Below are 26,923 nucleotides of genomic sequence, written 5' to 3'. Positions count from 1 at the left end.
GGCGGCCCCGACGTCACGAGGGTGATGCGCGACAGCGCACAGCGGCGCCCGCCGCCGCGCCGGCCGCCAAGAATTAACAAGGGGTCCGACAGATGACCGATATTGCTGCAACCGCACCCGCCCATGGCCATGCCGATCACGCGCATGACGATCATGACACGCCGGGCTTTTTCGTCCGCTGGTTCATGTCGACGAACCACAAGGACATCGGCACCCTCTATCTGATCTTCGCGATCATCGCCGGCATCGTCGGCGGGGTGATTTCGGGGATGATGCGCTGGGAACTCGCCGAGCCGGGTATCCAGTATCTCACGGGCTGGGCGCAGTTTTTCGATCCCGCCGCGGGCGACGTGCAAGGCAAGCATTTCTGGAACGTGATGATCACCGCACACGGTCTGATCATGGTGTTCTTCATGGTCATGCCGGCGATGATCGGCGGCTTCGGCAACTGGTTCGTGCCGCTGATGATCGGCGCGCCCGACATGGCGTTCCCGCGCATGAACAATGTCAGCTTCTGGCTCACCGCCGTCGCGTTCGTGATGCTGGTGGGGTCGATGTTTGTTCCGGGCGGCAGCGGCCTTGGCGCGGGCACCGGCTGGACGGTTTACGCGCCGCTGTCGACCAGCGGGTCGGCAGGCCCGGCGGTCGATATGGCGATCTTCTCGCTCCACCTTGCCGGTGCGGCGTCGATCCTGGGTGCGATCAACTTCATCACCACCATCTTCAACATGCGCGCGCCGGGCATGACGCTGCACAAGATGCCGTTGTTCGTGTGGTCGGTGCTCGTCACCGCCTTCCTGCTGCTGCTCGCGCTGCCCGTGCTCGCCGCGGCGATCACGATGCTGCTGACCGACCGCAACTTCGGCACCACCTTCTATGATGCGGCAGGCGGTGGCGATCCCGTCCTCTACCAGCATCTGTTCTGGTTCTTCGGCCACCCCGAAGTCTACATCATGATCCTGCCGGGCTTCGGTATTGTCAGCCAGGTGATTTCGACCTTCAGCCGCAAGCCGGTGTTCGGTTACCTCGGCATGGCCTATGCCATGGTCGCGATCGGCGTCGTCGGCTTTATCGTGTGGGCGCACCACATGTTCACCGTCGGTATGAGCGTGAACCTGAAGATGTATTTCACCGCGGCGACGATGGTCATCGCGGTCCCCACCGGCATCAAGATCTTCAGCTGGATCGCGACGATGTGGGGCGGGTCGATGAGCTTCAAGACCCCGATGGTCTGGTCGCTCGGCTTTATCTTCATGTTCACCGTCGGCGGCGTGACAGGTGTCGTGCTCGCCAACGGCGGGGTCGATACCAACCTGCACGACACCTATTATGTCGTCGCCCACTTCCACTATGTGCTCTCGCTGGGCGCCGTGTTCTCGCTGTTCGCCGGTTTCTATTACTGGTTCCCGAAGATGTCGGGGCGGATGTACAACGAGTTCCTGGGCCAGCTGCACTTCTGGATCTTCTTCATCGGCGTGAACGTCCTGTTCTTCCCCCAGCACTTCCTGGGCCAGCAGGGCATGCCGCGCCGTTATCCGGACTATCCCGAAGCCTATGCCTTCTGGCACCTGATCTCGTCCTACGGCTATGTCATCATGGCGGTCGGCGTGCTCATCTTCTTCGTGAACATCCTGTGGTCGCTGGTCGCGGGCAAGAAGGCTGCCGACAATCCGTGGGGCGAAGGGGCAACGACGCTGGAATGGACCTTGTCCAGCCCGCCGCCGTTCCACCAGTTCAACGAACTGCCGCGTATCGCCTGACCCGTATCGCCCCCTGCTGACATCCGGCAGGGGGCTTTGCCGGTCCGGCCGGAGGAAATGATCCCGTCATGGCGCAAAGCCTGACCCACGGCGAAACGGCGCTTCCCGCCGACTGGCGCGACCTGTTCGCGCTGACCAAGCCGCGCGTCATGTCGCTGGTGGTGTTCACCGCGCTGTGCGGGCTGCTTGCCGCGCCGGTTTCGGTGCCGCCGGTGCTGGGTTTTGCGTCGATCCTCGCGATCGCGCTTGGGGCCGGGGCGTCGGGGGCGCTCAACCAATGGTATGAGGCGGGGCTCGACGCCAAGATGAAGCGCACCGCCGGGCGCCCGCTGCCCGCCGGGCGGCTCGATCCGCAGACGGCGTTGCAGTTCGGCATCGGCCTTGCGGCTTTCTCGCTGTTTCTGATGCTGTTCGCATCGAACTGGCAGGCGACACTGCTGCTGGCGGTCTCGATCCTCTTCTATGTCTTTGTCTATACGATGTGGCTGAAGCCGCGGACGCCGCAGAATATCGTCATCGGCGGCGCGGCGGGGGCGTTTCCGCCGCTGATCGGCTGGGTCGCCGCGACGGGTAGCGTCGCGCCGCTGCCGGTGATGCTGTTCCTGCTCATCTTCCTGTGGACTCCGCCGCATTTCTGGGCGCTCGCGCTGTTCGTGCGCTCCGACTATGCCGCCGCAGGCATTCCGATGATGCCGGTCGTTGCAGGCGAGCAATCGACGCGTCGCCAGATCCTGTTTTACGCCATCATCATGGCCGCGGCGGCAATCGCACCCTGGCCGCTTGGGTACACCGGCGCGCTTTATGGCTGGGCAGCGGTCATCCTGTCGCTCATATTTGTCGCGCTGTCGGTGCAGGTCGGCACGCGCCGCACCGGCGAAGGTGATTTGATGCAGCCCGAAAAACGGCTATTCGCCTTTTCGATCGCCTATCTGTTCATTCTGTTCGGCGCGGTTGTCGCCGACCAATGGTGGCCGTTATGACCGACGAAAACTCCAACCTGCCCCCGGGCCGCGAGCCTTTCGACGAGGCCGAATATCGCCGTCGCCAACGCAGCCGCGCCAATATGATGGCGTGGATGCTCGGCGCGCTCGCGATCCTGTTCTTTTTCATCACCATCGCCAAGATGGAGATATTTGCATGATCGCACGCCTGTCCCCCAAAGCCAAAACTGCCAGCCTTGCATCGGCGCTCGCTCTTTCGATGGTCGGGCTCGGCTTCGCCGCGGTGCCGCTTTACGACTTGTTCTGCCGCGTGACCGGTTTCGGCGGAACGACGCAGCGCTTCGACCCTGTTGCCGCCGCGGCGGAGCCGGTGGTCCTGTCGAACACCGTCTCGGTCCGTTTCGACGCCAATGTGTCGCCCGGCCTGCCGTGGAAATTCTATCCCGAACATCCCCGCGACACGGTCAGCATCGGCGCGCGCGACATGGCGATCTTTATCGCCGAGAATAATTCGTCAAAGCCGGTGGTCGGTACCGCGGGCTTCAACGTCACGCCGACGCAGGCGGGCAAATATTTCACCAAGATCCAGTGCTTCTGCTTCACCGAACAGCGTTTGGAGCCGGGGCAGCAGATGCGCATGCCGGTATTGTTCTTTGTCGATCCCAAGATCATGGAGGATCCCGACGCGCGCGACGTGCAGGAAATCACCCTCAGCTATACCTTCCACCCTGTAGACGAGGGTAAAAAGGCGAGCTAAGGCCGCGATCAGAGTCTTATTCAACGACTGGCAGGCGATGGGGAATCGCGATGCCGGGGCTGCAAAACGGGAACATAGCAATGGCCGGTGCCAAACATCATGACTATCACCTGGTAAATCCCAGTGTCTGGCCGCTGATCGGCTCGGTCGCGGCGATGGTGATGTTCTTCGGGCTCGTCATGTTCATGCACGAGGATTATTTCGGCGCCGCGGGCAAATGGGTGCTGGGCCTCGGCTTCATGGGCGTGATCGCCACCTTCTTCAGCTGGTGGGCCGATGTGATCAACGAGGCGCATGCCGGCGACCATACCCCGGTGGTGCAGCTGCACCTGCGGTACGGGATGATCCTGTTCATCGCGTCCGAAGTCATGTTCTTCGTCGGCTGGTTCTGGGCCTGGTTCGATTTCTCGCTGTTTCCGGTCCCGATCGAATATGCCGACGGTGCTGTGACATCGCTGTTCGGGCAGGAAGGCGCAGAAGCGATCACCATGTGGCCGCCCAAGGGCATCGAGGTCATCGATCCCTTTTCGCTGCCTTTGCTCAACACGTTGATCCTGCTCTGCTCGGGCACGACGATCACCTGGGCGCACCATTCGCTGATCCACGGCGACCGCGAAGGCCTGAAAAAGGGCTTGTGGCTGACGATCATCCTGGGCGTCGTGTTCTCGGCCATCCAGGCCTATGAATATGCCCATGCTCCCTGGGGTTTCGGCCAGAGCAACTACAGCTCGGCCTTTTACATGGCGACCGGGTTCCATGGCTTCCACGTTCTTGTCGGCACGATCTTCCTGATCGTCTGCTTGGTCCGCACCTATAAGGGTCACTTCACGCCGAAGCAGCATTTCGGCTTCGAGGCGGCCGCCTGGTACTGGCACTTCGTCGACGTCGTGTGGCTGTTCCTCTTCATCATCATCTATGTCTGGGGCGGCTGGGGCGCGCCGATCGCCGCGCACTAAATTGCCCGAAGGCGACACCATTGCGAAAGGGCAGCCGCCGGTCTGGCGCGCTGCCCTTTCTGGTCTTTGCCCCGAATGCGGCGCGCCGGCGCTGTTCGATGGTCCGGTGCGCTTTCGCGACCGCTGCGCCGCCTGCGGCCTCGACTATTCGCGCTACAATGTCGGCGATGGCCCTGCGGCTTTCCTGACCCTGATCATCGGCGCGCTGCTGATCGTGCTGGCGCTGGCGCTCGACTTTGCCGTCGAGCCACCCTTGTGGGTCCATGTCCTGCTGTGGGTACCCCTCACCGCCGCGGCGGTCGTCTATGGCCTGCGCGTCGCGAAAGGCGCGCTGATCGCCAGCGAGCACCAGCGGCAGGCCGCCGAAGGACGACAGGTGGACCAGGGCGATGACTGATCCTGCCGCGCCGCAGCCCGCGATGCGCTGGCCGCTTGTCCCGACCCTGCTCGTCGCGATCGCGGTCGCGGCGATGGTCGGCCTCGGCATCTGGCAATTGCAGCGCAAGGCCGACAAGGAAGCGCTGATCACGCTCTACCAGCGGAATATGGCGATGTCGGCGCTGGTGACCTATCCCAAGCTGCCGCCGGTTCCCGACGCGATGCTGTACCGCAAGAGCAGCGTCGTCTGCCTCGAGCCGATACGCTGGGACCCGCGCAGCGGCGCCGACCGCCGGGGCCGCGCCGGCTTTCGGATGATCGCCGATTGCCTCACGGGGGCAGAGGGTCCGGGGGTGCTCGTCGACGTCGGGATCGGCGACGATTTTACGCCGCCCGAATGGCCGGGCGGCACGGTGCAGGGGACGATCGTTCCCGGCCCCGAACAGCCGACGATGATCGAACGGCTGGCGGGCAAGGCCGCCCCGGCGCGGGCGATGCTGATCGCCGATATCCCCGCCGCGGGGTTGCGCGCGAGCGCGGTGCCGTCGGCGGATGACACGCCGAACAACCATCTCGCCTATGCCGTGCAATGGTTCCTGTTCGCCGCGGCGGCGCTGCTGATCTATATCCTCGCGCTACGCCGCCGCTTGCGACCTTGACCGCCGCCCGCTAGGCGCTGGGCCGCCATGGAATATATCAGCACCCGCGGCTCCGCGCCGACCCTCGACTTTCGCGCCGCCACGCTGGCCGGCCTCGCCGGCGACGGCGGCCTCTATCTGCCCGCGCACTGGCCGCAGATGTCGGAAGGCGAGATCCGCGCGCTCGCCGGGCTCGACTATGCCGAAACCGCGGTGCGCGTCATGCTGCCGTTCGTGGCGGGGGCGCTGGGCGAGGATGACCTCCGCCGCCTGTGCCGCGCCGCCTATGGCAGTTTCAGCCATGACGCGGTGACCCCGCTGGTCCAGCTCGACCATCGCCACTGGCTGCTCGAACTGTTCCACGGCCCGACGCTGGCGTTCAAGGATGTCGCGCTGCAATTGCTCGGCCAGCTGTTCGAGACATTCCTCGCGGGCGGCGACACCGACATCACCATCGTCGGTGCGACGTCGGGCGACACCGGTTCGGCGGCGATCGAGGCGGTGGCGGGGCGCGAACATATCCGCATCTTCATGCTCCACCCCGAAGGGCGGGTCAGCGACGTCCAGCGGCGCCAGATGACGACAGTGCTGGCGCCCAACGTCCACAATATCGCGATCGATGGCAGCTTCGACGACGCGCAGGCGATGGTGAAGCGGCTGTTCGGCGATGACGAGGCCCGTGCCCAGGTCAATTTGTCGGCGGTGAATAGCATCAACTGGGCGCGGTTGATGGCGCAGGTGGTTTATTATTTCTATGCCGCGGTACGGCTCGGCGGACCCGACCGCCCGGTTGCCTTCTCTGTGCCGACGGGCAATTTCGGCGATGTGTTTGCGGGTTATGTCGCGGCGCAGATGGGGCTACCGATCGCGCGGCTCGTCGTTGCGACCAACGTCAACGACATCCTCCACCGTGCGCTGACCCGCGGCGACTATAGCGCCGGAATGGTGACGCCGACCGCGACCCCCAGCATGGACATTCAGGTCAGCAGCAATTTCGAACGCTTGCTGTTCGACCTGTCAGGCCGCGACGGCGCCGCGATCACTGCCATGATGGACGAGTTCGACCGGACGCGCGCGATGACCATCCCCGCCGACATGCTGACCAGCGCCCGCGGGCTTTTCTCGAGCGCCAGCATCGACGGCGACGCGATGGCGCTTGCGCTGCGCTGGGCGCAGGAAAAGGGCGGGCAGATCATCGACCCGCACAGCGCGGTGGGGCTGGCCGCGGCGCGGGCACTCGAGATCGACGCCGACATCCCGGTCGTCACGCTCGCCACCGCGCATCCGGCCAAGTTCCGCGAGGCGGTCGAGCGAGCGACGGGCGTCCGTCCGGCGCTTCCGCCGCGGCTGGGCAATCTGTTCGAGCGCGAAGAGCGCTTCACGAAGCTGCCCGGCGACTATACCGCGGTGAAAGCCTTCGTCCTGGCGGAAGCCGCGCGTGGCTGACCTGTTGCCGCTCGTCACCCTCGCTGGCGAGGCGTGGGACGATTACGGGCTGGTCGACAGCGGCAACGGGCGCAAGCTCGAACGCTATGGCCGCTATCGCTTCATCCGCCCCGAGCCACAGGCGATGTGGGCGCCCGCGCTGCCTGCCAGCGAGTGGGAAGCGGCGGACGGTGAGTTTATCCCGGCGTCGGATGACGATGGCGGCGGCCGCTGGTACTACAACAAACCGGTGCCGCCGGAAGGTTGGCCGCTGGCGTGGCGCGAGACGCGCTTCACCGCGTCCTGCACCCCATTCCGGCATCTGGGTTTCTTTCCTGACATGGCGCCGGTGTGGGACTGGCTACGCACGCAGGTCGCGGGCAAGGCCGATCCGGCATTTCTGAACTTGTTCGGGTACACCGGGGTCGGCAGTCAGGCTTTGGCCGCAACGGGTGCCTCGGTGACGCACGTAGATGCTTCCAAGAAATCGGTCGGACAGGCGCGCGAAAATGCCGCGCTCGCGGGGATGGCGGACAAGCCGGTACGCTGGATCGTCGACGATGCCGGCAAATTCACCGCGCGCGAAGTGCGGCGTGGGCGGCGCTACGACGCGATCCTGCTTGATCCACCCAAATTCGGCCGCGGCCCCGGCGGCGAGCGCTGGCAGCTGGAGGAAGGGCTGGCGCCGCTGCTTGCCGATTGCCGCCAGCTGCTCGATGCCGACAGCCGCGCGCTGTTCCTTACCGTCTATGCCGTCCGGATGTCGGCGCTGGCGATCGGCGAACTGCTGGCGCAACTGTTTGCCGACTTGCCCGGCAGGGTCGAATGCGGCGAGCTGGCGGTGCGCGAGGAGGCGAGGGGGCTGCTGCTGCCGACCGCGATCTTCGCGCGCTGGAGCCGCGGCGAATAATCAAATCGCCGCGGTCGCCACAGGCATCCCGTGATGACCGCGGCGCCCCGCCCCGTTGCGGAAAGCGGTGCCGTTCGGGTGTTCAGGACGCCGGATCGGCGATCTCGATGCGATTGCGGCCGCCGGCTTTGGCCTTGTACAGCGCCTCGTCGGCAGCCTTCAGTGCGCCGCGCGTTTCGCCATAGCCGAACACATCGGCAACGCCGCCCGAAAAGGTGATCTGCCCGAACGGCTCGTCGGTCTTGCGGTTGATCAGCCGTCGCCCGGCCAGCGCCTCGCGCGCGTCGTCCAGCCGCTCGGCGGCCTGCGTCGGGGTCAGCCCGCGGAACAGCATCACAAACTCCTCGCCGCCGTGGCGCGCGACGTGGCAACGGTCGTCGGAAATGCGCGCCAGCGTGTCGGCGATTGCCTTGATGACGCGGTCGCCCGCTTCGTGGCCGTGAAGGTCGTTGACCTTCTTGAACTCGTCGATGTCGCAAAAGGCGACGCTCAAGGGTTCGCACGCGGCGCGCGCCTCCTTGTAATGGCGGTCGAGCAGGATTTCAAAGGCACGGCGGTTCGGCAGGCCAGTCAGGAAATCGAGCTCGGCGTCGCGTTTGGCGCGTTCGAGGCTGCGGCGCAGCGCCTTGGCCTCGTCCTCGCTCTTGCGCATATTATCCTCGGCCTTGCGCGTGCGTTCGAGCATCACGCGGGTGAGGTCGGCCAGGCTGGACACGATCCGCCCCGTCTTTTGCAGCTGCTCCAGATCATCGACATGCTGTTCGAGTTCGGACCCGTAATCGCTGGTGACGGTGCGCGCTTCCTTGGCGTGAACCTGAAAGGCTTCGAGATTGGTTTCCAGCCGCGTCATCAGCCGGTCGAGATCGGCGTGGTCGGCGCGGCTGCCGCTTTGCTCGCCCAGTTCGTTCAACCATTGCTGGGTGATCCCTTCGGCCGACTGCGAGCGCGCGGTGATCTGGCGCGCCAGCGGCGGGTTCATGCCCGAAAAGGCGGCGTGCGCGATCAGCAGATTGCCGGGCGACACATCGAGGTCATTGTCGATCAGAAACGCCATGATCGTCCCGATCAACTGGTGGCGGGCAAGCTGCGCGAGATCGCGCGTGGCGCTGCCGTCGGGCGGAGCGTTCTGCCCTGCAACGGGCGCGCCTTGTCCGCGACGAAGCCCTAGCCAGTCCAGAAGCCGTCCTACCGGCTCGGTCGATCGTGTAGCATTGCTGGTCATGCGCCAATTAACGGCCCGTGACCGCCCCATTTAAGCCGGATTCGACGGTTTTGCGGGGGCGGTGGCATATCCCGTTGCACTAGTATGGCGAAAGCGGTGCCAAATCAGGCGGTTATGGCCGACGGCTCTGGGAAAAGGCTGGATCCCGCACGACATCTGGCGGCCGTGGGGCGGCATTTCCGTTACGGAAACGGTTGCTCGTGGCGGATTCTCCATCACCAGCCGTTGCGCCGATGTGACCTAGTACATTTCCTCTCCTAGTGGCGCGTGTTGCGGACCCCTAGATTCCGCGGTGGACGCACTGCCACCGGGCGAGGCGGCGCTGGGGAACGGGATATCATGAATCTGGCGGTTTTGCGCATCGCGATGGCGCGGTGGATGGCGATTGCGGCGCTGGTCGTTTTTGGCGCGATGCTGCCGGGCACGGCCAGCGCGCAGCACAACGCGACCTTGTGCCCCCCGCAGACGGCTACCGTTGCGGCCGGCGGCGCCGTAACGATCGACATCACCGCCTGTGCTTCCGACATTGGCCTTGTCGGAACTGGCCCCGTCGATGGCGGAAGTTCTCCACCCGGCGGCCCCTATAATTTACCCGACCACGGCTCGGCTGTTACGCGCCGTGTGGGTAACCAGTGGTTCCTCGATTATAGTCACAATGGTACGACCGGTATCGGCTCGACCGACGTATTTGAGTTTACCGAGGCCACCTGGGCCAACGACCGCGACGTTTTGGTGACGATCACGATCACGCCCGCGGCGTCGCCCCTGACCGTGACGCCAGGGACTCTGCCGACATTGACCGCTGGGACGCCCTTCTCGCAAACGCTGACGACGACGGGTGGGGTCACGCCTTACACTTATGCCTTGCAAGCCGGCGCGCTTCCTGCCGGCTTGTCGCTCTCGTCCGGCGGGGTCTTGAGCGGGACGCCGACCCAGCGCGGCGGTTATTCGTTCAGCGTGCGCGCGACCGACAGCACGACGCCCACGGCCCACACGGTCGATAAAGGCTACACCGGGACGGTCCAGAACCCCAGCCTGGCGCTGGCAACGCCGACCGTCACGCTGGTGTCGGGGCAGGCGGCATCGGCACAGCTCGCCACCAATGGCGGCGTTTCACCCTACACCTATGCGACCGAGCCGCCTGGTACGCCAATGCCGTTCGGGCTGAGTCTTTCAACGGGCGGGCTAATCACCGGCACACCGACGGGTACGGGGACCGCCAACATATCATTGCGTGTCACCGATGCCAGTACCGGTCCCGGGCTGTATTTCGAGTTGGAAACGCTCACCATCAACGTCATTGCGGCGCCGACCGTCACCATTGCGGTTGCGCCCGCGGCGGTGGCCGAGGACGGCGCGACCAATCTGGTCTATACCGTGACGCGCAGCGCCGCGAGCGCCAGCCCGCTGACGGTCAACCTGACGACGTCGGGCACCGCGACGGCGGGGACCGATTATGCGGGCAATGTCGCTTCGGTGACGATTCCCGCCAACGCGACCAGCGCCACCGTCACCATCGATCCCACCGCCGACAGCGTTGTCGAGCCTGACGAAACCGTCATCCTGACCATTGCTGCCGGTGCCGGATATGTGATCGGCGCCCCCGCTTCGGCGACCGGCACGATCCTGAACGACGATGTTCCGGTCGCATCGATCAGCGTTTCGCCTGCCAGCGTGCTGGAAAACGGGCCTGACAATCTGGTCTTTACCGTGGCGCTGAATGCGGCCTCGGCATCGCCGGTAACGGTCAACTACACCGTTGGCGGTAGCGCGGCGAACGGCACCGACTATGCACCGATCGGGACATCGGTCGTCATTCCCGCCGGTTCGACGAGCCAGACGATCATTGTCGATCCCAACGGCGACGGGACGATCGAGCCCGACGAGACCGTTATCCTGACGCTGGCCGCGGGAGCCGGATATACTGTGGGGACGCCGTCGAGCGCCACCGGCACGATCCTGAACGACGACTTTCCCAGCGTTACGGTCAGCAGCGTAACCGTGGCCGAGGGCAACAGCGGCACGACCAACGCTGTCTTTACCGTCGATCTGTCGGCACCCGCGACCGCGTCGGGGGTGACATTCGATATCGCGACGTTCAACGGCACCGCCACGGCAGGGTCCGATTATGTCGCCAATAGCCAGACCGGCATGGTCATTCCCGCCGGCGCGACGTCGGCATCCTTCACCGTGCTCGTCAACGGCGATACGCTGAACGAGGCCGACGAGACATTCTTTGTCCGGATCACCAATGTCGTCGGCGCCTTTGTCAACGGGTCGCAGGGCACCGGCACGATCACCAACGACGATCCGCTGCCGGTTTTGTCGATCAACAGCCCGTCGATCGTCGAAGGGGATGTCGGGACGCGCATTCTGAACTTCCTGCTCACCCTCGACACGCCAAGCGGCAGGGCGGTATCGGTGAACGTCGCGACCGCGAACGGCACCGCGACCGCAGGCAGCGACTATGTCGCGGCGACGGGCGGTTTCAGCTTTGCTCCCGGCGAAACCAGCAAGACGTTTCCGGTGCAGATCATTGGCGACACCAATCCCGAAGCCGACGAGACGTTCACCGTTACCATGTCCGGTGTGAACAACGCCACGGTGGGCACCAACCCCGGCACCGGTACGATCATCAACGACGACGTGCCGCTCGATATCCAGCCGGCCAACCTGCCGAGCGGGACTGTCGGTGTCCTCTACAGCGCGATCCTGACCACCGATGGCGGGGTTGCACCCTACAGCTATACGGTCACTGCGGGCACCATCCCGACCGGCCTGACGTTCCAGTCTGACGGCCGCTTGTCGGGTACGCCGGTCGCCGCGGGCAGTTTCAGCTTTACGATAACCTCACAGGACAGCAGTGGCGCACCCGGCCCGTACAGCGCGAGCCGCGCCTATACCGTGGTGATCGCGGCGCCGACGATTGAACTCGACCCGCTGACCCTTCCCAATGCGACTTTTGGTGTCCCCTACAGCCAGACGATCACCGCCGACGGATCGATCGCGCCGTACAGCTTTGCGGTGACGTCGGGAGCACTGCCGCCCGGACTGACGTTGACGTCCGGCGGGACCCTGTCGGGAACGCCGAGCCTGAGCGGCACCTGGGGCTTTACGATCACCGCGACCGACGCGACCGCGGCGCCCGGACCCTATGCCGGTGCGCGCGCCTATTCGATCACCGTTGCGCAAGTGCCGCTGGTCCTGCCGCCGACGACGCTGCCGGGCGGCGCGACCGACGTCGCTTACTCGGCACAGATCGGATCGGCGACCGGCGGCGTCGCGCCCTATAGCTATGTCGTGACCTCGGGCGAATTGCCCTATGGCCTGACCATGTCGTCAACGGGCGCGATCACCGGAACCCCGACGACCGCCAATCTGTTCAGCTTTGTCGTCACGGCGACCGACAGTGACGGCGGTGTCGGGCCGCAAGTCGTTCAGCAAAGCTATTCGATCAATATCGTCAACACGCCGCCCGTCGTCGGACCGGTCACGGCGAATGTGCCATATGGGGCGGGGCTGACGCCGATCCCGCTGGTCATTACCGGCACGGCCACATCGGTGGCGGTGGTGACCCCGCCTGCCAACGGACAGGCGATCGTCGACCGGATGACGATCAGCTATATCCCCAACACCGGTTTCGCCGGGGCGGACAGCTTCACGTATCTCGCCAGCAACAACGACGCCGATTCGGCTCCGGCCACGGTGACGATCAGTGTCGCAAACCCGACGATAACCGTTGGTGCGGGCGGTTCGCTGACGGCGACCGTGGGTGTTCCCTATGGGGAGACCTTTACCTTCAACGGCGGTACCCAGCCCTTCACCGGCTATCAGGTCACTGGATTGCCCGACGGCATCCAGCTGGGTAGCAGCGGCGCGAACACGATTGCGATCATCGGGACGCCGACCAGCGCGGGCAGCTTCGCGCTGACCGTATCGGCGACCGATGCCTCGACCGGCACGGGGCCGTTCGGCGCCAGCCAGACCTTCACGCTCACCGTTGCCGCCCCGACGCTGGCCATGACGCCGGGCGCTGGTACGCTGACTGCGGCCTACAACACCCCCTTCACGCAGGACTTTACCGCCAGCGGCGGGGTCGGGCCGTTCGCTTACACGCTCACCGGCGCGTTGCCCGCCGGGCTCACCTTTACCGGTAACAGTCTCGGCGGCACCGCGACGGCGCCGGGCAGCTATCCCGTAACCGTCACCGCGACCGATACCGGAGCGACCGGCACCGGCTCGCCCTTCACCATCGCGCAGAATTACATCATCAACGTGCCCGCACCGACGATCATGATTTCGCCGGAAAACCTGCCGAACGGGACCGTCGGCGCCGGTTACAGCCAGACCGCCACCGCATCGGGCGGGGTTGCGGCTTATGGCTATGCCGTGACCGCCGGTACGCTGCCGCCCGGACTGACCTTGTCGGCTGGCGGCGTGATCGCGGGCACCCCGACCGCAGGTGGCACCTATAATTTCACGCTGACCGCCACCGACGCCAACGCCCAGACCGGAAGCCGCGCCTACACGCTGACGATTGGCGCGGCGGTGGTGTCGCTGCCGCCGACGACGCTCGCGGGCGGGCAGGTCGGTTTTGCCTATAGCGCGCCGCTCAATCCGGCGAGCGGCGGTACCGCGCCCTACAGCTATGCGGTGACCGGCGGCGCATTGCCTAGCGGGTTGACCCTCTCGGCAGGCGGAACACTGGCGGGGACGCCGACCGCCTTTGGCACCTTCAACTTCGCCGTGACCGCGACCGACAGCAGCACGGGCAGCGGGCCTTATGCGGCAACACAGAACTACACGCTGCTGATCGAACAACCGGCGCCGATCGCCAATCCGGTGTCGGCAACGGTCGCTTATGGCAGCACCGCCAACCCGGTTGCGCTGAATGTCACCGGCGGCGTCGCGGCGAGCGTCGCGATTGTGACACCGCCAACGAACGGGGCCGCGGTCGCCAGCGGCACCGGCATCACCTACACCCCGAACGCCGGTTATGCGGGCGGTGACAGCTTCACCTACACCGCGACCAACGCGGGCGGCACATCGGCACCGGCGACCGTTACGCTGACGGTCGGCGATCCGGTGATTTCGATCGCGGCCGACGGACCGCTGACCGCGACGGCGGGGACGGCATACAGCCGGACCTTCACCTTCAGCGGCGGTGCCCAGCCCTTTTCGGGCTATCAGGTCGCCAACCTGCCGTCCGGTCTGGCGATCAGCGGCAGCAGCGCGAACAGCGTGACCATTGCAGGCACGCCGACGGCGGCGGGCAGCTTTGCGCTCGCGGTGTCGGGCACCGATGCCTCGACCGGCAGCGGGCCGTTCGGCACCAGCCAGACGTTTACCCTTGTTGTCAACGCGCCGATGCTGGCGCTGACCCCCGCAACGGGCAGCTTCACCGCCAATTATGCGGCGGCGTACAGCCAGGCGATCACCGCGACCGGCGGGGTCGGCCCATACAGCTACAGCCTGACCGGCAATCTGCCGGCGGGCGTCACGCTCGATCCCTCGACCGGGCTGCTCTCCGGGTCGCCGACAGCGTCGGGGACCTTCAACTTCGCGGTCACCGCGACCGATACCGGATCGACCGGGGCAGGCGCGCCGTTCACGGTGCAGGGCAGCTATAGCCTGACCGTCGCTGCGCCGCAGCTGACGGTAACACCAACGGCCTTGCCGGTGGCCACGGCGGGAACAGCCTATACTTCGACATTGGCCGCAGCCGGGGGTGTCGGACCCTATGGCTTTACGCTCGCCAGCGGGGCGCTGCCGAACGGGCTGTCGCTGTCATCCGGCGGCATTCTCAGCGGCACGCCGACCGCGACGGGAGCGTTCGCCTTCGCCGTCAATGTCACCGACGCCAACGGCCAGACGGGTAGCGCCAGCCTGACCTTGACCGTCGACAACGCTGCGCTGACCATTACGCCTGCGACGCTGCCGCGCGGCACGCAGGGGATTGCTTACAGCCAGCGGCTGACCGCCACCGGCGGCGTTGCGCCCTACAGCTTCGCCGTCAGTGCGGGCGCGCTGCCGCCCGGCCTGACGCTGAACGCTGCGACCGGTGTGATTGCCGGGACGCCAACCGGTTCCGGTGACAGCAGCTTTGCGATCACCGTCACTGACAGCACCGGCGGAACCCCGTCGACCGCGACGATCAGCTATGTGTTGCAAATCGTGGCAAGACCGAATCCGGCGAACGACCCCGAAGTACGCGGACTGGTGCAGGCGCAGGTCAATTCGGCGCGTCGCTTCGTCGATGTCCAGATCGGCAATTTCCATCGCCGATTGGAAGGCATGCGACGCGGCGGTGGCGGCGGCGGGTTCAGCAATTCGCTGCGGATCAGTGCATCCGACCATTGCGTCGATACGCTGGCCGCGTGGACGAACCCGGTGTGCGCCAATGGCGGCGGACAGGCCGGCGGTACGAATCGGCAGCCCGGCGGCTTTGGTGCCAATAACCAGGGCGGGCTGTTGTCGGGCGTCACGCTCGGCGGCGGCGCGATCGGCGGCACCGCACCGTCCGACGGGACATCGACACGGACCGGCGCGGCGGGGTCGGGCGATGTCGCCAATCCGCTGACCATCTGGGCCGGCGGGACGATCCGCTGGGGCAGCCGCGACCAGCAGACCGGTCGTCCGGCGGAGCGGTTTGAATCGGAAGGTGTGACGTTTGGCGCCGACTATCGTTTCAACCCCGACTTCGCTGCGGGGATTGGGCTCGGGCTCGGCCGCGACACCACCGACGTCGGCCGCAACGGGTCGCAGAGCAAGGGCGAGGCAAAAACGATTGCCCTTTACGGCAGTCATTTGCTGGGCGGCGGTTTTTACCTCGACTGGTTGGCGGGGTACCAGTGGCTCGACTTCGATCTCCGTCGTTATGTCACGCTGTCGGGCGCGATGGTCAATTCGACCCGCAGCGGACGCCAGTGGTTCGGTTCGATGTCGGCGGGCGCCGACATCGAAAGCGGCAACCTGCGCGTCACTCCCTATGGCCGCATCGACGCGCAGCGCGGGACGCTGAATGGCTATACCGAAAACAGCGGCTCGGTGTTCGACCTGACCTATTTGGACCAGGACGTGGCGTTCACTTCGGTCGCCGCGGGCACAAAAATGGATTATCGCTTCGCGGTCGACAACGGGTTCTTCCTGCCGCGCCTGCGGCTGGAATATCAGCGGGACATCGAACGGCGCAGCGAGGCGCTGGTCACCTATTTCGACCAGATATCGGGACCCTATAATGCCGTGCCGCTGATCGGATATTCCCGCAACCGCCTGTTGATGGGGATCGGGGTCGAGATGGTCATCGGCGACCGCACGACCGTCGATGTCGAATATTCGCAGCGCCAGAACAATGGCGCGGGCGCCGACCGCGGGGTGCTGATCAACGTCAGGCAGGAGTTTTAGAGCGTGATGACATGATATGGACCCGCCGTGATTATCCTGGGGCGTCTGTCGGCCAGGAGCGGCGCGGCGCAGGGGCTGGTTGGCCCTGCCAGCGATGCGACGAAGTCCGGCGGGCGCCCCGGGACAACCCCGAAGGGGCGGGCCGATTTTAGCCCATTGCCGCGTCGCTCGTCGGTTGCGATCTCCCGCATCGCGCCCTCCTCGCTTCTTGCACTGGGCCAAAATCGGCTCCGTCCCGGCGGGTCCATATCATGTCATCACGCTCTAGAGCGCGACGCCATTGCCGGACCGGGGCGGCAGCACTGATGGCAGGTTTCTTCCGGTGATGACCAGGCTCGGCGAAACGGCAAGCAACAAACCTGCGGCAATCCTGTGGCACCACGCGAACAGCACCCCGGCGGAGGATGCGTCGGAAAAGGCGCAGGCCGGAATCAGGCTCGCTCTGCTGGTTCTGGTCTCCGGCTATGTCGCTATTGCGAGCGTCGCAATCTCGCCGACCCGCTCGCTCGAACCATGGGCGATCTCCATACTCGGCTGTTTGGTCGCCTTTGGGTCGGTTGCGGTCGGGCTGTTCTGGTTGGTCAGCCGCTATCCGGGCCACTATCCCGCGCGGCGACTATTTTCGATGACCATCGATTATGCCGCGCTGGCTTTCTGTGTCATCGCGGGAGGCAAGGTCATGCTGCCCGTCTGTGCGCTCATCATGTGGGTGACGGTCGGCAACGGATTGCGTTTCGGATCGCGCTACATGGTGGTCGCCGCGATCATGGCGCAGGTGACGCTCGCCGTGATAACCGCGTTCACCACATATTGGCAGCAGGATCCGGCGCTGGTCCTGACCTTTTCCCTGACCGCGCTCGTCGTCCCGGCCTACACCCGGACCTTGCTGCACGACATCGAGCAAGCCCGCCGCGATGCCGAGGAGGCGAACACCGCAAAGTCGCGTTTTCTGGCCCAAGCCAGCCACGACCTGCGCCAGCCGGTCCACGCGATCGGCCTGTTCCTCAACAGCCTCACGCAAACAGGGCTGGCTGCCGATCAGCGCGCAATCGTCGACCGGATCGACCGCTCGCTGCAAGGGGTGGCGGAGCTGTTTCGCTCGCTGCTCGACATTTCGACGCTCGACAGCGGCGCGGTAACGCCAAACCCGGAGGTCGTGTCGGTTGCCCGGCTGTTCCGCACGCTTGAACAACAGAATCAAGCGGCGGCACAATGGGCCGGGACCCGGATGCGGTTCGCCGCGGGCAAAGGCCATGTCGTTGCGGACCGGGCGCTACTGCTCACCATGCTGCAGAACCTGCTGTCCAATGCGATCAAATATGCGCCCCGCGCGCGGATTTTGGTCGGATGTCGCCCGCACCGCGGCACCGTGTCGATCTGGGTTGTCGACACCGGTCCGGGCATCCCCGCCGACCATTTGCCACGACTGTTCGATGAATTTTACCGGGTACGCAGAGCGGGCGATGCCGATATTCAGGGTGCCGGGCTTGGGCTGTCGATCGTCAAGCGCCTTGCCGCTCTGGCCGGTCTGCGGGTGGAGCTCCGTTCGCGGCCGGGCCGCGGAACCGGGGCCGCGATCCACGGCCTGTTGCCGGCCGCCGTGCCGCCGTCGCCCCCCAAGTCCGACACGGATGGAGTGGCGCGTCCGCTAACCGGTCTGCGGATTCTGCTGGTCGAGGACAATATGGACGTGCTCGACGCCACCGCCGACCTGCTGCGATCATGGGGGGGTGACGTTACGGCCCGGTCAACCGTTCCTTCCCGCGCGATACCCTGTGACCTGATCCTGACCGATTTCGACATCGGTGGCGGGCGGACCGGTACCGATTGCCTTGCGCTCTATCGCGGCGCGAAGCCGCCGCCGATGGCGATCGTGATGACCGGGCACGACGAAAGCATGATCGATGACGCGATCGGCAATCATGGCGGTTTGATCCTGAAAAAGCCCGTACGCCCGGCCGAACTGCGCTCCGCGATCGCAACCCTGCGCCGTCGGCGCGGGCGGCTCGGCGCACCCTAACCGGCCCGTTCGAGCCCCATCGCGCGGGCCTTGACGGCCGCTTCTGCGCGCGATTGGGCGCCCAAGGTGCGGAGCAGCGCCGACACATGAATGCGCACGGTGAACGGCGAAATGTCGAGACACCGTCCGATTTCCTTGTTTGTCTTACCCATTGCCAGTTGCGACAGCACGTCGCGCTGGCGCGGCGTGATGGTGCGGATAGACGGCGGCGCACGTCGCGAGGCGGCAATCGCGGGCGCGGCGGGAGCCAGCACCGCGGTTTCGCCCGCGCTCACCGATCGGATCGCGGCCAGCATCGCCGCGGGTTCGACGCTCTTGGCGATATAGCCGTCGGCGCCCTGCCGGATGACGCCGTCGATGGTGGCGGGGTCGTCGCTCATCGAAATGACAACCAGCGACGATGTCGGAAAATCGGACCGGATTTGCGCGATCGTCGCTTCCGGGTCCATGCCCGGGAACATCAGGTCGAGAATGAACAAACTGGGCGCTTCGCCCGATGCGACCAGCGCCCGCAATTCGTCGAGGGTGCCGGCCTGTAAGATGTCCGCGTCGGGAAAGGCTCCGCCGACCAGGCGGCACAGGCCCTCGCGGAACAGCGGATGATCGTCGGCAATCACGATCCGTTCGGCGGACAATGTCGACATGACGGGCTGGCACCTCCACAGATGCCCGGGGTGTTTGCCGACAACGTCGCCCCGGACAGGAACGTCGTTGGCGATTCCTGTTGTCCGATGCCAGCCTGACGGCGTACCGGTGCGCCTTTTCAGCGGGTAAGGAAGGGGCTCGCATTGCTGCGAGCCCCTCCGCCACCAAGCGACCCTTTGGCGGACTTGTCGCGTTGCCCGCAGGGGGGGATGCGGGCAAATCGGTTGCCGCCGCACAATGTCCGGCCTGCCGGTCAGGATGCAAGGCTGCGGATGTGCTAGGCCGCCATCGGCGCCGGGCGTTGCAGTGGTGTACCGGTGCAAGTGTCGGCCTTGCGCGCTATGCTTTTTGCGCGCGACCATGGCGCATGACTGCGAAGACGATTCTGGCCCCCCTTGTTCTGGCCGTGTGCGGGCAGGCGCTTCCCGTCGCCGCGACTTTGCCGCCGCCGCCGCCGGTGGAATATGGCGCCTACGGTCCGCTTGCCGTGTGCGAAGGCGAATTGAGGATTGCGGTCGCAGAGGACGAGGCGCTGCATATCGTCGGCCCGATTTTCCGGATCATCAACGACGATTATCTGATTGCGGCGACGCCGATGCTCCTCCCGCACCAGACATTGGGCGCGGTGACGGGAGGGGTGTCCGGCAGCATGATCGCGCTTCCCGGACCGATCATGGTCTTCCGTTACTCCGGCGAACTGACCGCGGACACCGCGCGATATGTCCCCTACGCGCCCGAGGGTTTCGGGGCAGCATCGGTGCGCTACGCCGTCCAGAGCCGGACCGTCACGGCGTCGACCGACATGATCCCGGTGCTCGTTATCGCGTCGCCATCGTTCGATGGCACCGACGCTGACCGGGCGATACTGGCGCGTGTGACGGACGGCGACAGCGATGCGACAGACTGCTTCCGCCCGGCCGATGGGATGGCCGATCCCAAGGCAGCGGGGTTGGTGAGCGCGTTCGACGATCCGCGCTATCCCGGTCTCTATCCCCGGCGCCCCGACGTCGGGCCGGGCTTTTATTGTCGCGACGGCGTCGGTTTCGCCGTGCGTCCGGGCGAACAGCTTCACCGGCCGTGGCGATCGCAGCGGCGAGGGCACAGTTTTCTGCTGGCGGACGGCGCCATGGTGACAATGGAGGGTGCCGACACGCCGATGCGGCGCGCCGATCCTGCGAGTGCCACCGACCACCCCGCAGGTCTTTTGCACCAGAGCAGGCTGATATTTTACCCGGGCCGCGGGGTCGAGCCACCCTATGCACCCCCCGCTGTTCACGAGGAGGGCAGTTGGGAGGTCGATCTGGGCCGGGACCGCGGCAATTCGTTGCGGTTTCGTTTTCCTGCGGGTGACAAGGCGCATATCGGCTTCGGGTTGATCGAGCGGCTGGAATTTGTCGCGCCGGACGACCCGCGATGTGGTGCGACGGGGCGCTGAGGCTGGTGTCGCGAGGCCCGTCGGCGACGGCATGCGTCGCGCTGTACCGGTTCACGCCGGAGATTGGGTTCGCGTGCCGACGCGGCTAGAGCGCGATGACATGATATGGACCCGCCGGGACGGAGCCGATTTTGGCCCAGTGCAAGAAGCGAGGAGGGCGCGATGCGGGACATCGTAATCGACGAGCGACGCGGCAATGGGCTAAAATCGGCCCGCCCCTTCGGGGTTATCCTGGGGCGCCCGCCGGACTTCGTCGCGTTGCTGGCAGGGGCAACCAGCCTCTGCGGCGCGCCGCTCCTGGCCGACAGACGCCCCAGGATAATCACGGCGGGTCCATATCATGTCATCACGCTCTAATGTCGCAGCATCGACAGATTCCTTGGGGGCGGGATCGATGCGGGGGCTGACCTTCGACCGGATGGCACGAATGCGTTGCGTACCCGATGACCGGCTCGCTGGGCGCCGGTCAGGCGACCAGGCTGGCCGGATAGGGGGCGGATCGTCTTTCGACCGTGAGCGCGCGGCGCATCGTGCGGCGGCAGCTGTGCCCCGTCATGCGCAGGATATTCGACACATGGTTGCGAACGGTGAAATGCGACAGGCCGAGCTTGCGGGCAATTTCTTTATTGGACAGCCCGTCGAGCAGATGGTCCAGAATTTCGCGCTGGCGGTGGGTCAGCACAGCGGGAGTGATGGCGGCGGCATCGCGCGCCTGCGCTACGCAGCTTGGCGACAGGTCGGCGATTTCCGCGCCGGGCAGGGCGGCCTGAATCCGCGCCATGGCATCGGCGGCGCCGTGATGCAATATGGTGACCAGCAGTACGGTGCGACCCGCGCGATCGAACCGGATTACACCGGCATCGGGATCAAGATATGACGACGGGTCGATATGCTTCATGGCCCAGTGATGCTATCGCAATCGCCGCGAACGATGAGGGGGAAAGCGGCGATTGGTTGGCAGCGGGTAATGAACGGGTGGATTTTTCTACCAATGGCTTGTCCGGCATGACGGGCGTTGACGATCGCGATGTGCAAGCGTCGATGCGACCGCGCGTCGGCGGCGCCGCGCCGGTGCTGGGCGCGACTCCGCGGCGCCGGGCGATCACCCTGACGACGGTCAAGCTGGCGGCGCTGTTCTGGCTCTGCGTCTTTGTATCAGACAGTATTTTGTGGGGCATTGCCGGCGTCGATCCCGTGAAGTCCGCGCTGGGCAAGCTGGTGCTGAACAGCTTCGGTGCCGCGCTGACCCTGGTGATAACCGCGCTGTTGTTCCTGCTGCAGTCGCGAACGATTTATGTGAAGGGCGTCGTCGCCTTCATCTTCTCGCTATTGGCCGCGGCGGCTTACAGCGTCTTCGATCTCGCGATCTTTCTGTGGATGACCCGTCCGCCGGTCTGGCTGTTCGACAATGTCCAGTTCGGCCATACGATGATTTCCAGCACCGCGATGTTTTTTGGCTGGTCGTGCCTTTATATCGCAACGATCTACAGCTTCGAGGTGCGTGACCATGAACGCAGTCTGGCGCAGGCGCGCGAAGAGGCGCTGGCGGCGCAGATGCAAGCGCTGCGCTACCAGATCAATCCGCATTTCCTGTTCAACACGCTGAATTCCGCCGTCGGACTGGTCGAAGAGGGCGCAACGGTACGGGCGCAGCGCATGATGATGTCGCTCTCGACCTTTCTGCGCCAGACGCTCGAACTCGACCCGCTGATGGACGTAACGCTGGCGGCCGAGCTTGCGTTGCAGGAAGATTATCTCGAGATCGAGCGCGAACGCTTCGCCGACCGGATGCGCTTTACCATCGACGTCGAAGAGACGGCGCTGCTTGCCATGGTACCGAATCTGATTCTGCAGCCGCTTGTCGAAAACGCCGTCAAACACGGCGTCGAACCCAGTTTGCACGAGGTCGAGATCCGGATCATTGCGTGGCGGGATGGCGACGAGCTGCGTATTGCCGTTGAAAATGACCGGACGCCGGGGGGCAGCCACCCGACCCGTGCGGGCAGCCGGATCGGGCTTCGCAATGTGGCCGATCGCCTGGCGGCGCGCTTCGGGTCGGCGAGCGGGTTCGACACCGTGCTGACGCCCGAATTGTTCCGCGCCGAAATTCGGCTACCTTGGACAAAATGTTGTCAGGTCTCGTAATCCTGGTCGTTGATGACGAGCCGCTGGCGCGGCGCCGGGCGATACGCCTGGCGCAGCAACTGCCGTGGGTCGGAGAGGTTGGCGAGGCGGGAAATGTCGCGCAGGCGATCGAATGGCTGGCGCGCTCCACCTGCCACATCATCCTGCTCGATATCCGGATGCCGGGTGGCAGCGGTTTCGACCTGCTGCGCCATTTGCCCGAACCTGCGCCGGCGGTGATCTTTGTGACCGCGTTCGGCGACCAGGCGCTGCGCGCCTTTGACGCACAGGCGATCGATTATATTACCAAGCCGATAGAGGCTGGACGGTTCCAGACCGCGATGGAGCGCGCGCGCATGGCGGTCGAGCAAGCGCAAAGCGCGGACCGCATCCGCGAACTGGAAGAAGTCGTCGCAAATTTGCGCGCCGCCGAGCCGGAAACGCGCAATCAGTTGGGCGAATTATGGGTTCGCGCGAGCGGCGAACATATCCGCATCAAACCCGAAAGCATCTCGCATATCAGCGCCGAACGCGATTATGTCCGCATCCATGCCGACGGAAACAGCTATTTGTACAACGAAAATCTGGCCACGCTCGAACGGCTGTTGCCGGCGCTGCAGTTTCAGCGAATCCACCGCAGTACAATGGTCCGCATCGATGCCGTCGAACGCGTCAAGGGAGGGCAGTTCCACTCGCTGATCGCGGTGCTCAACGATGGCACCGAATTGCGCGTCGGCCGTACCTATACCCCGGCAATCCGCGCGCGGCTTGCGCGCCGCGGCTGACGCATCCGGTACTTGCTTGCTAGCATGGCGCCAAGTTTTTCTTGGCCGCGCCGCACGCCGAACCGCCTTGTTTCGCCCGCCGCTTGCGGGCAAGGGACGCGCAGGAAAGCGGGAGAGCGGTGGTGCGTTTCGACGTGGTGATTGTTGGCGGCGGCCACGGCGGGGCTCAGACCGCAATCATGCTGCGGACACAGAAGTTCGAGGGCAGTATCGCGATCGTCGGCGACGAACCCGAGCTCCCCTATGAGCGTCCGCCTCTGTCGAAGGAATATTTCGCAGGCGAAAAGGAATTCGAGCGCATCCAGCTCCGCCCGGCCAAATATTGGGCCGAACGCGAGGTGACGATGCTGCTCGGCCAGCGCGTCGTGGCCGTCGATCCGGCGGACCGCACGGTCAGCACGGATAGTGGCGCTACAATCGGCTACGGCAAGCTGGTGTGGGCCACCGGCGGCGCCCCGCGGATGCTGCCGATTCCCGGCGGCAACCTGCCGGGGGTTCAGGGGGTGCGCACGCGCGCCGATGCCGACGCGATGAAGGCGGCGTCGGAGACCGCGCGGCAGATCGTGGTGATCGGCGGCGGCTACATCGGGCTCGAAGCCGCGGCGGTGCTGCGCAAGGCAGGCAAGCCGGTCGTGCTGCTGGAGGCGCAGGACCGGGTGCTCGCGCGGGTTGCCGGCACCGACCTGTCGCGCTTCTACGAAAATGAGCATCGCGCCCAGGGTGTCGACCTGCGGCTGGGCGTGTCGGTGGTCGCGATCGAGGGCGAGCAGCATGTCACTGGCGTCAGGCTGGCGGACGGCGAGGTTGTTCCCGCCGACCTCGTCATCGTCGGCATCGGGATCGCCCCGGCGGTCGAGCCGTTGATCGCGGCGGGGGCCGAGGGCGGCAACGGCGTGCTCGTCGACCGCCTGTGCCGGACGAGCCTGCCTGACATCTACGCGATCGGCGATTGCGCCGCGCACGAGAATGATTTTGCCGAAGGTCTCGTGATCCGGCTGGAATCGGTGCAGAACGCCAATGATCAGGCCAATGTCGTGGCCAAGGGGATTTGCGGCGACGAGGCGCCCTATCATGCGATCCCGTGGTTCTGGTCGAATCAATATGACCTGAAGCTCCAGACCGCCGGACTGTCGGCGGGTTACGACCGCGCGGTGCTGCGCGGCGATCCGGCAACGCGCAGCTTTTCGGTCGTTTACCTGAAAGCGGGCAGGGTGATCGCGATCGACTGCGTCAACGCGACAAGGGATTATGTCCAGGGCCGGATGATCGTCACCGCGGGTTTGCAGGCAACCCCCGAGCAACTCGCCGACCCCGACACGCCGCTCAAATCGCTGCTCCCCGTCGCTGCCTAAGCCGGCGGTGCGGCGTCGGGCTGGGGCGGGGCGTCTCCCAATGCACGTTTCAGGCCGGCCTTGATATTGCGCAGCAGGCGGCGCAGCGCGATGATGACCACGACCGCCGCGATCGCCAGCAGGATCGCAATGACGATCGCGAGCGGCGGGAAGGCGATCACGAGCGCCAGCAGGCCGCCGGTCACCACATCCTCGCCCGTCGAAACCACCGCGTTGCTGACCGGTTCGGGGCTGGCATTGACCACCGCGCGCGTCGTCGCCTTGGCGCCGTGGCTGAGCAGCGCACCGCCGCCGCCGAGCAGGAAGGCGATCACCTGCCACGTCGGGTCCGACGCATCGACCAGCGCCAGCGCGAGCAGCGCCCCGCCCAGCGGGCGGATGACGCTGTGGATCATGTCCCAGATCGAATCGACCCATGCAATCTTGTCGGCCAGAAACTCGGCGACCGTCCCGACTGCGGCCACAGCCAACACCCACGGGTTCGCCAGTACCTGCAACGCCGCAAGATGGTCGGGCAGCGGCAGCCAGCCGAAGTGCATCGCGGTGCCGGTGGCCAGGATCGTCAGATAGAGCCGCCAACCGGCCAGCAGGCTCAGGCTGCCGGCAACGCCCAAGATTTCGACAATTCCCATGCTCCGGCTCCCATCCTGCCTTTGCCCATCTTGCACCCGCATTCGCAGCGCCGCAATGGCGGGATGACAAGTGCGCACGGCGCGGTTATCGCTGGGCATATGAGCGGCACCGCAATCCCGTCCTCGGCCCAGGAAACGCTGCCCGAAGGCGCGATTCCCGCCGCGACGCTGGTCATCATGCGCCCGGCGCCGGATAGCGGTCCCGACGAGATTTTGATGGTCAAGCGGTCGACCAATATGGCGTTTGCCGCCGGGGCGGTCGTATTTCCCGGCGGCCGCGTCGACCCCGACGACTATGTGGTTGCGCAGCAACAAGCGCCCGATGTCGACCCGGCCGACGGCGCCGCGCGCGTCGCGGCCTTGCGTGAAACGCTCGAGGAAACGGGGCTTGCGGTCGGCTGGCCCGCGCTCGGCGAGCGCGATCTCGATGACGTGCGGCGCGCCTTGTTGTCCGGAACGCTGCTGTCGGACATTCTGGCCGCGCGCGGCGACCGAATCGCGTTGGATTCATTCGTGCCTTTCGCGCGCTGGTGTCCGAACTTCAAAGAGGCGCGGACGTTCGACACCCGCTTCTATGCCGTCGCCGCGCCGCCGCACAGCCACGAGCTGACGGTCGAGGCAGCGGAGCACAGCCATATCTTCTGGGCGAGCGCGAGCCGGACGCTGGCGATGGCGGACGCGGGCGAGGTGTCGGTGATCTTCCCGACCCGCCGCAATCTCGAACGACTGGCGCACGCACCTGATTTCGACCGGTTTTCGGCGCATTCCTGTCAGTTTCCGGTCGAACTGGTGACGCCCTGGATCGAGGAGCGCGACGGCCGCTCTTTCCTCTGCATCCCCGATCACCTCGGCTATCCGGTCACCAGCGAACCCTTTGATCGCGTACGGCGCGGTTAGGGTCATGGGCCGCGATTTTCTCGTGATTTAGCAATTTGGTAAGAATTGCCCGGCTAGGGCAAATCGTCGTTGCAATTGCTGAACGCTGTGCCTAAGAAGGCCGGGCAGAAGCAGACCGAAGGGCAGCCTTGGGTGTGATTCGACAAGACTATTCCAGTGGACGGAGAATAAGATGAACCTGCTTAAGAAGGCTGCGATCTCCCTCGCAGCGACCTCGATGATCGCAGCCCCGGTTGCCGCATCGGCCGCTCCCGCAGCTCGTGCCGCCTCGGCCGTCGAAGGCCAGAGCGAACTCGAAGGCAGCAGCAGCTGGATCATCGCGATCATCGCTCTTGCGGCCATCATTGGCGGCATCATCATCGCGTCGGACAACAACGACGACTCGCCGACCAGCCCGTAATTTCGGCTGATCGCTAAAGTTACCAAAAGGCTCCGGGCTTGCCCGGGGCCTTTTGCGCGTCCAGCGTCGGGTGCTGGTCGATGCAATTGCTGCGACCCTTCGGCGGGGCGGATGGCCCGCTCACAAACCGCGATGTCCTTGGGTTTGTCCTGCTCTGGATGAATCCCGTCACCGTAGCCCTGAGCCTGTCGAAGGGCGCTTATCCGGGAAGCGCCCCTCGACAGGCTCGGGGCTACGGTGGC

Annotated in this window: 21 protein-coding genes; 17 read left to right on the top strand and 4 right to left on the bottom strand. The window is 65.4% G+C overall.

Translation table 11 applies throughout. From position 1 onward, the window contains the following. The first annotated feature begins 92 nt into the window (after window positions 1-92). The 9 genes from ctaD (at window position 93) to IR187_RS15560 (ending at window position 7,765) form a co-directional block, all read left to right on the top strand. Window positions 93-1,760 (top strand): cytochrome c oxidase subunit I, encoded by a 1,668-nt coding sequence (gene ctaD, locus IR187_RS15600; RefSeq protein WP_194955494.1) that lies wholly within the window; start codon window positions 93-95, stop codon window positions 1,758-1,760. 68 nt (window positions 1,761-1,828) lie between these two features. Then, window positions 1,829-2,740 (top strand): heme o synthase, encoded by a 912-nt coding sequence (locus IR187_RS15595; protein WP_194955493.1) that lies wholly within the window; start codon window positions 1,829-1,831, stop codon window positions 2,738-2,740. After that, on the top strand, window positions 2,737-2,901 hold the full coding sequence (locus IR187_RS15590; protein WP_194955492.1) for a hypothetical protein: 165 nt from the start codon (window positions 2,737-2,739) through the stop codon (window positions 2,899-2,901). The genes IR187_RS15595 and IR187_RS15590 overlap by 4 nt, the downstream gene beginning before the upstream one ends. Beyond that, a complete protein-coding gene (locus IR187_RS15585) occupies window positions 2,898-3,458 on the top strand; it encodes a cytochrome c oxidase assembly protein (RefSeq protein ID WP_194955491.1) in 561 nt (186 codons plus the stop codon). Before IR187_RS15590 ends, IR187_RS15585 begins: the two co-directional genes overlap by 4 nt. Before the next feature lie 80 nt (window positions 3,459-3,538). Then, on the top strand, window positions 3,539-4,414 hold the full coding sequence (locus tag IR187_RS15580) for a cytochrome c oxidase subunit 3 (RefSeq protein ID WP_194955490.1): 876 nt from the start codon (window positions 3,539-3,541) through the stop codon (window positions 4,412-4,414). Window position 4,415: 1 nt separating this feature from the next. Further along, window positions 4,416-4,811 (top strand): DUF983 domain-containing protein, encoded by a 396-nt coding sequence (locus IR187_RS15575; RefSeq protein ID WP_228765988.1) that lies wholly within the window; start codon window positions 4,416-4,418, stop codon window positions 4,809-4,811. Continuing rightward, window positions 4,804-5,451: an SURF1 family protein gene (locus IR187_RS15570; RefSeq protein WP_228765987.1), complete on the top strand. Its 648-nt coding sequence runs from the start codon at window positions 4,804-4,806 to the stop codon at window positions 5,449-5,451. The genes IR187_RS15575 and IR187_RS15570 overlap by 8 nt, the downstream gene beginning before the upstream one ends. A gap of 27 nt (window positions 5,452-5,478) precedes the next feature. Continuing rightward, window positions 5,479-6,876, top strand: coding sequence for a threonine synthase (gene thrC / locus IR187_RS15565; protein ID WP_194955488.1), 1,398 nt, complete (start codon window positions 5,479-5,481; stop codon window positions 6,874-6,876). Window positions 6,877-6,880: 4 nt separating this feature from the next. Then, a complete protein-coding gene (locus IR187_RS15560; RefSeq protein WP_194955498.1) occupies window positions 6,881-7,765 on the top strand; it encodes a class I SAM-dependent methyltransferase in 885 nt (294 codons plus the stop codon). Window positions 7,766-7,847: 82 nt separating this feature from the next. On the opposite strand, the gene IR187_RS15555 is transcribed toward IR187_RS15560, so the two are convergent. Beyond that, window positions 7,848-8,987, bottom strand: coding sequence for a sensor domain-containing diguanylate cyclase (locus IR187_RS15555; protein ID WP_194955487.1), 1,140 nt, complete (start codon window positions 8,985-8,987; stop codon window positions 7,848-7,850). Between the two features lie 339 nt (window positions 8,988-9,326). Here IR187_RS15555 and IR187_RS15550 point away from each other — a divergent pair, with 339 nt between their 5' ends. Both IR187_RS15550 and IR187_RS15545 read left to right on the top strand, forming a co-directional pair. Further along, window positions 9,327-16,391 carry a putative Ig domain-containing protein gene (locus IR187_RS15550; protein ID WP_194955486.1) on the top strand — a complete coding sequence of 2,355 codons (7,065 nt, stop codon included), beginning with the start codon at window positions 9,327-9,329 and terminating at the stop codon, window positions 16,389-16,391. Between the two features lie 325 nt (window positions 16,392-16,716). Continuing rightward, the gene (locus IR187_RS15545) at window positions 16,717-18,411 is read left to right on the top strand and encodes a hybrid sensor histidine kinase/response regulator (RefSeq protein WP_194955485.1); all 1,695 of its coding nucleotides are present in this window, start codon (window positions 16,717-16,719) and stop codon (window positions 18,409-18,411) included. Here the strand turns inward: IR187_RS15545 and IR187_RS15540 are convergent. After that, the gene (locus tag IR187_RS15540; RefSeq protein ID WP_194955484.1) at window positions 18,408-19,055 is read right to left on the bottom strand and encodes a LuxR C-terminal-related transcriptional regulator; all 648 of its coding nucleotides are present in this window, start codon (window positions 19,053-19,055) and stop codon (window positions 18,408-18,410) included. The genes IR187_RS15545 and IR187_RS15540 overlap by 4 nt on opposite strands. A gap of 368 nt (window positions 19,056-19,423) precedes the next feature. Here IR187_RS15540 and IR187_RS15535 point away from each other — a divergent pair, with 368 nt between their 5' ends. After that, complete coding sequence (locus tag IR187_RS15535; RefSeq protein WP_194955483.1) at window positions 19,424-20,491, top strand: hypothetical protein; 1,068 nt, start codon at window positions 19,424-19,426, stop codon at window positions 20,489-20,491. A 466-nt stretch (window positions 20,492-20,957) separates the two neighbouring features. Here IR187_RS15535 and IR187_RS15530 read toward each other — a convergent pair whose 3' ends face one another. Then, window positions 20,958-21,389: a helix-turn-helix transcriptional regulator gene (locus IR187_RS15530; protein WP_194955482.1), complete on the bottom strand. Its 432-nt coding sequence runs from the start codon at window positions 21,387-21,389 to the stop codon at window positions 20,958-20,960. 107 nt (window positions 21,390-21,496) lie between these two features. Here IR187_RS15530 and IR187_RS15525 point away from each other — a divergent pair, with 107 nt between their 5' ends. The 3 genes from IR187_RS15525 to IR187_RS15515 all read left to right on the top strand — a co-directional run bounded on the left by IR187_RS15525 (window position 21,497) and on the right by IR187_RS15515 (window position 24,752). Beyond that, window positions 21,497-22,636, top strand: a complete 1,140-nt coding sequence (locus IR187_RS15525) for a sensor histidine kinase (protein ID WP_228765986.1) — start codon at window positions 21,497-21,499, stop codon at window positions 22,634-22,636. Continuing rightward, window positions 22,618-23,400 carry a LytR/AlgR family response regulator transcription factor gene (locus tag IR187_RS15520; protein ID WP_228765985.1) on the top strand — a complete coding sequence of 261 codons (783 nt, stop codon included), beginning with the start codon at window positions 22,618-22,620 and terminating at the stop codon, window positions 23,398-23,400. The genes IR187_RS15525 and IR187_RS15520 overlap by 19 nt, the downstream gene beginning before the upstream one ends. A 122-nt stretch (window positions 23,401-23,522) precedes the next feature. Continuing rightward, window positions 23,523-24,752, top strand: coding sequence for an NAD(P)/FAD-dependent oxidoreductase (locus IR187_RS15515; protein ID WP_194955481.1), 1,230 nt, complete (start codon window positions 23,523-23,525; stop codon window positions 24,750-24,752). Here IR187_RS15515 and IR187_RS15510 read toward each other — a convergent pair. Next, complete coding sequence (locus tag IR187_RS15510; RefSeq protein WP_194955480.1) at window positions 24,749-25,384, bottom strand: DUF4126 domain-containing protein; 636 nt, start codon at window positions 25,382-25,384, stop codon at window positions 24,749-24,751. The genes IR187_RS15515 and IR187_RS15510 overlap by 4 nt on opposite strands. 99 nt (window positions 25,385-25,483) lie before the next feature. Between IR187_RS15510 and IR187_RS15505 the strand changes: the two genes are divergently transcribed. Continuing rightward, on the top strand, window positions 25,484-26,281 hold the full coding sequence (locus IR187_RS15505; protein WP_194955495.1) for an NUDIX hydrolase: 798 nt from the start codon (window positions 25,484-25,486) through the stop codon (window positions 26,279-26,281). 172 nt (window positions 26,282-26,453) lie between these two features. After that, window positions 26,454-26,681, top strand: coding sequence for a hypothetical protein (locus tag IR187_RS15500; RefSeq protein ID WP_194955479.1), 228 nt, complete (start codon window positions 26,454-26,456; stop codon window positions 26,679-26,681). The last annotated feature ends 242 nt before the right edge of the window (window positions 26,682-26,923 follow it).

Origin of the sequence: Sphingopyxis solisilvae (genome assembly GCF_015475875.1) — a bacterium.
Lineage (GTDB): Bacteria > Pseudomonadota > Alphaproteobacteria > Sphingomonadales > Sphingomonadaceae > Sphingopyxis > Sphingopyxis solisilvae.
Note: the sequence above shows the minus strand (reverse complement) of the source record. Positions and strands in the feature narration are given on the sequence as shown.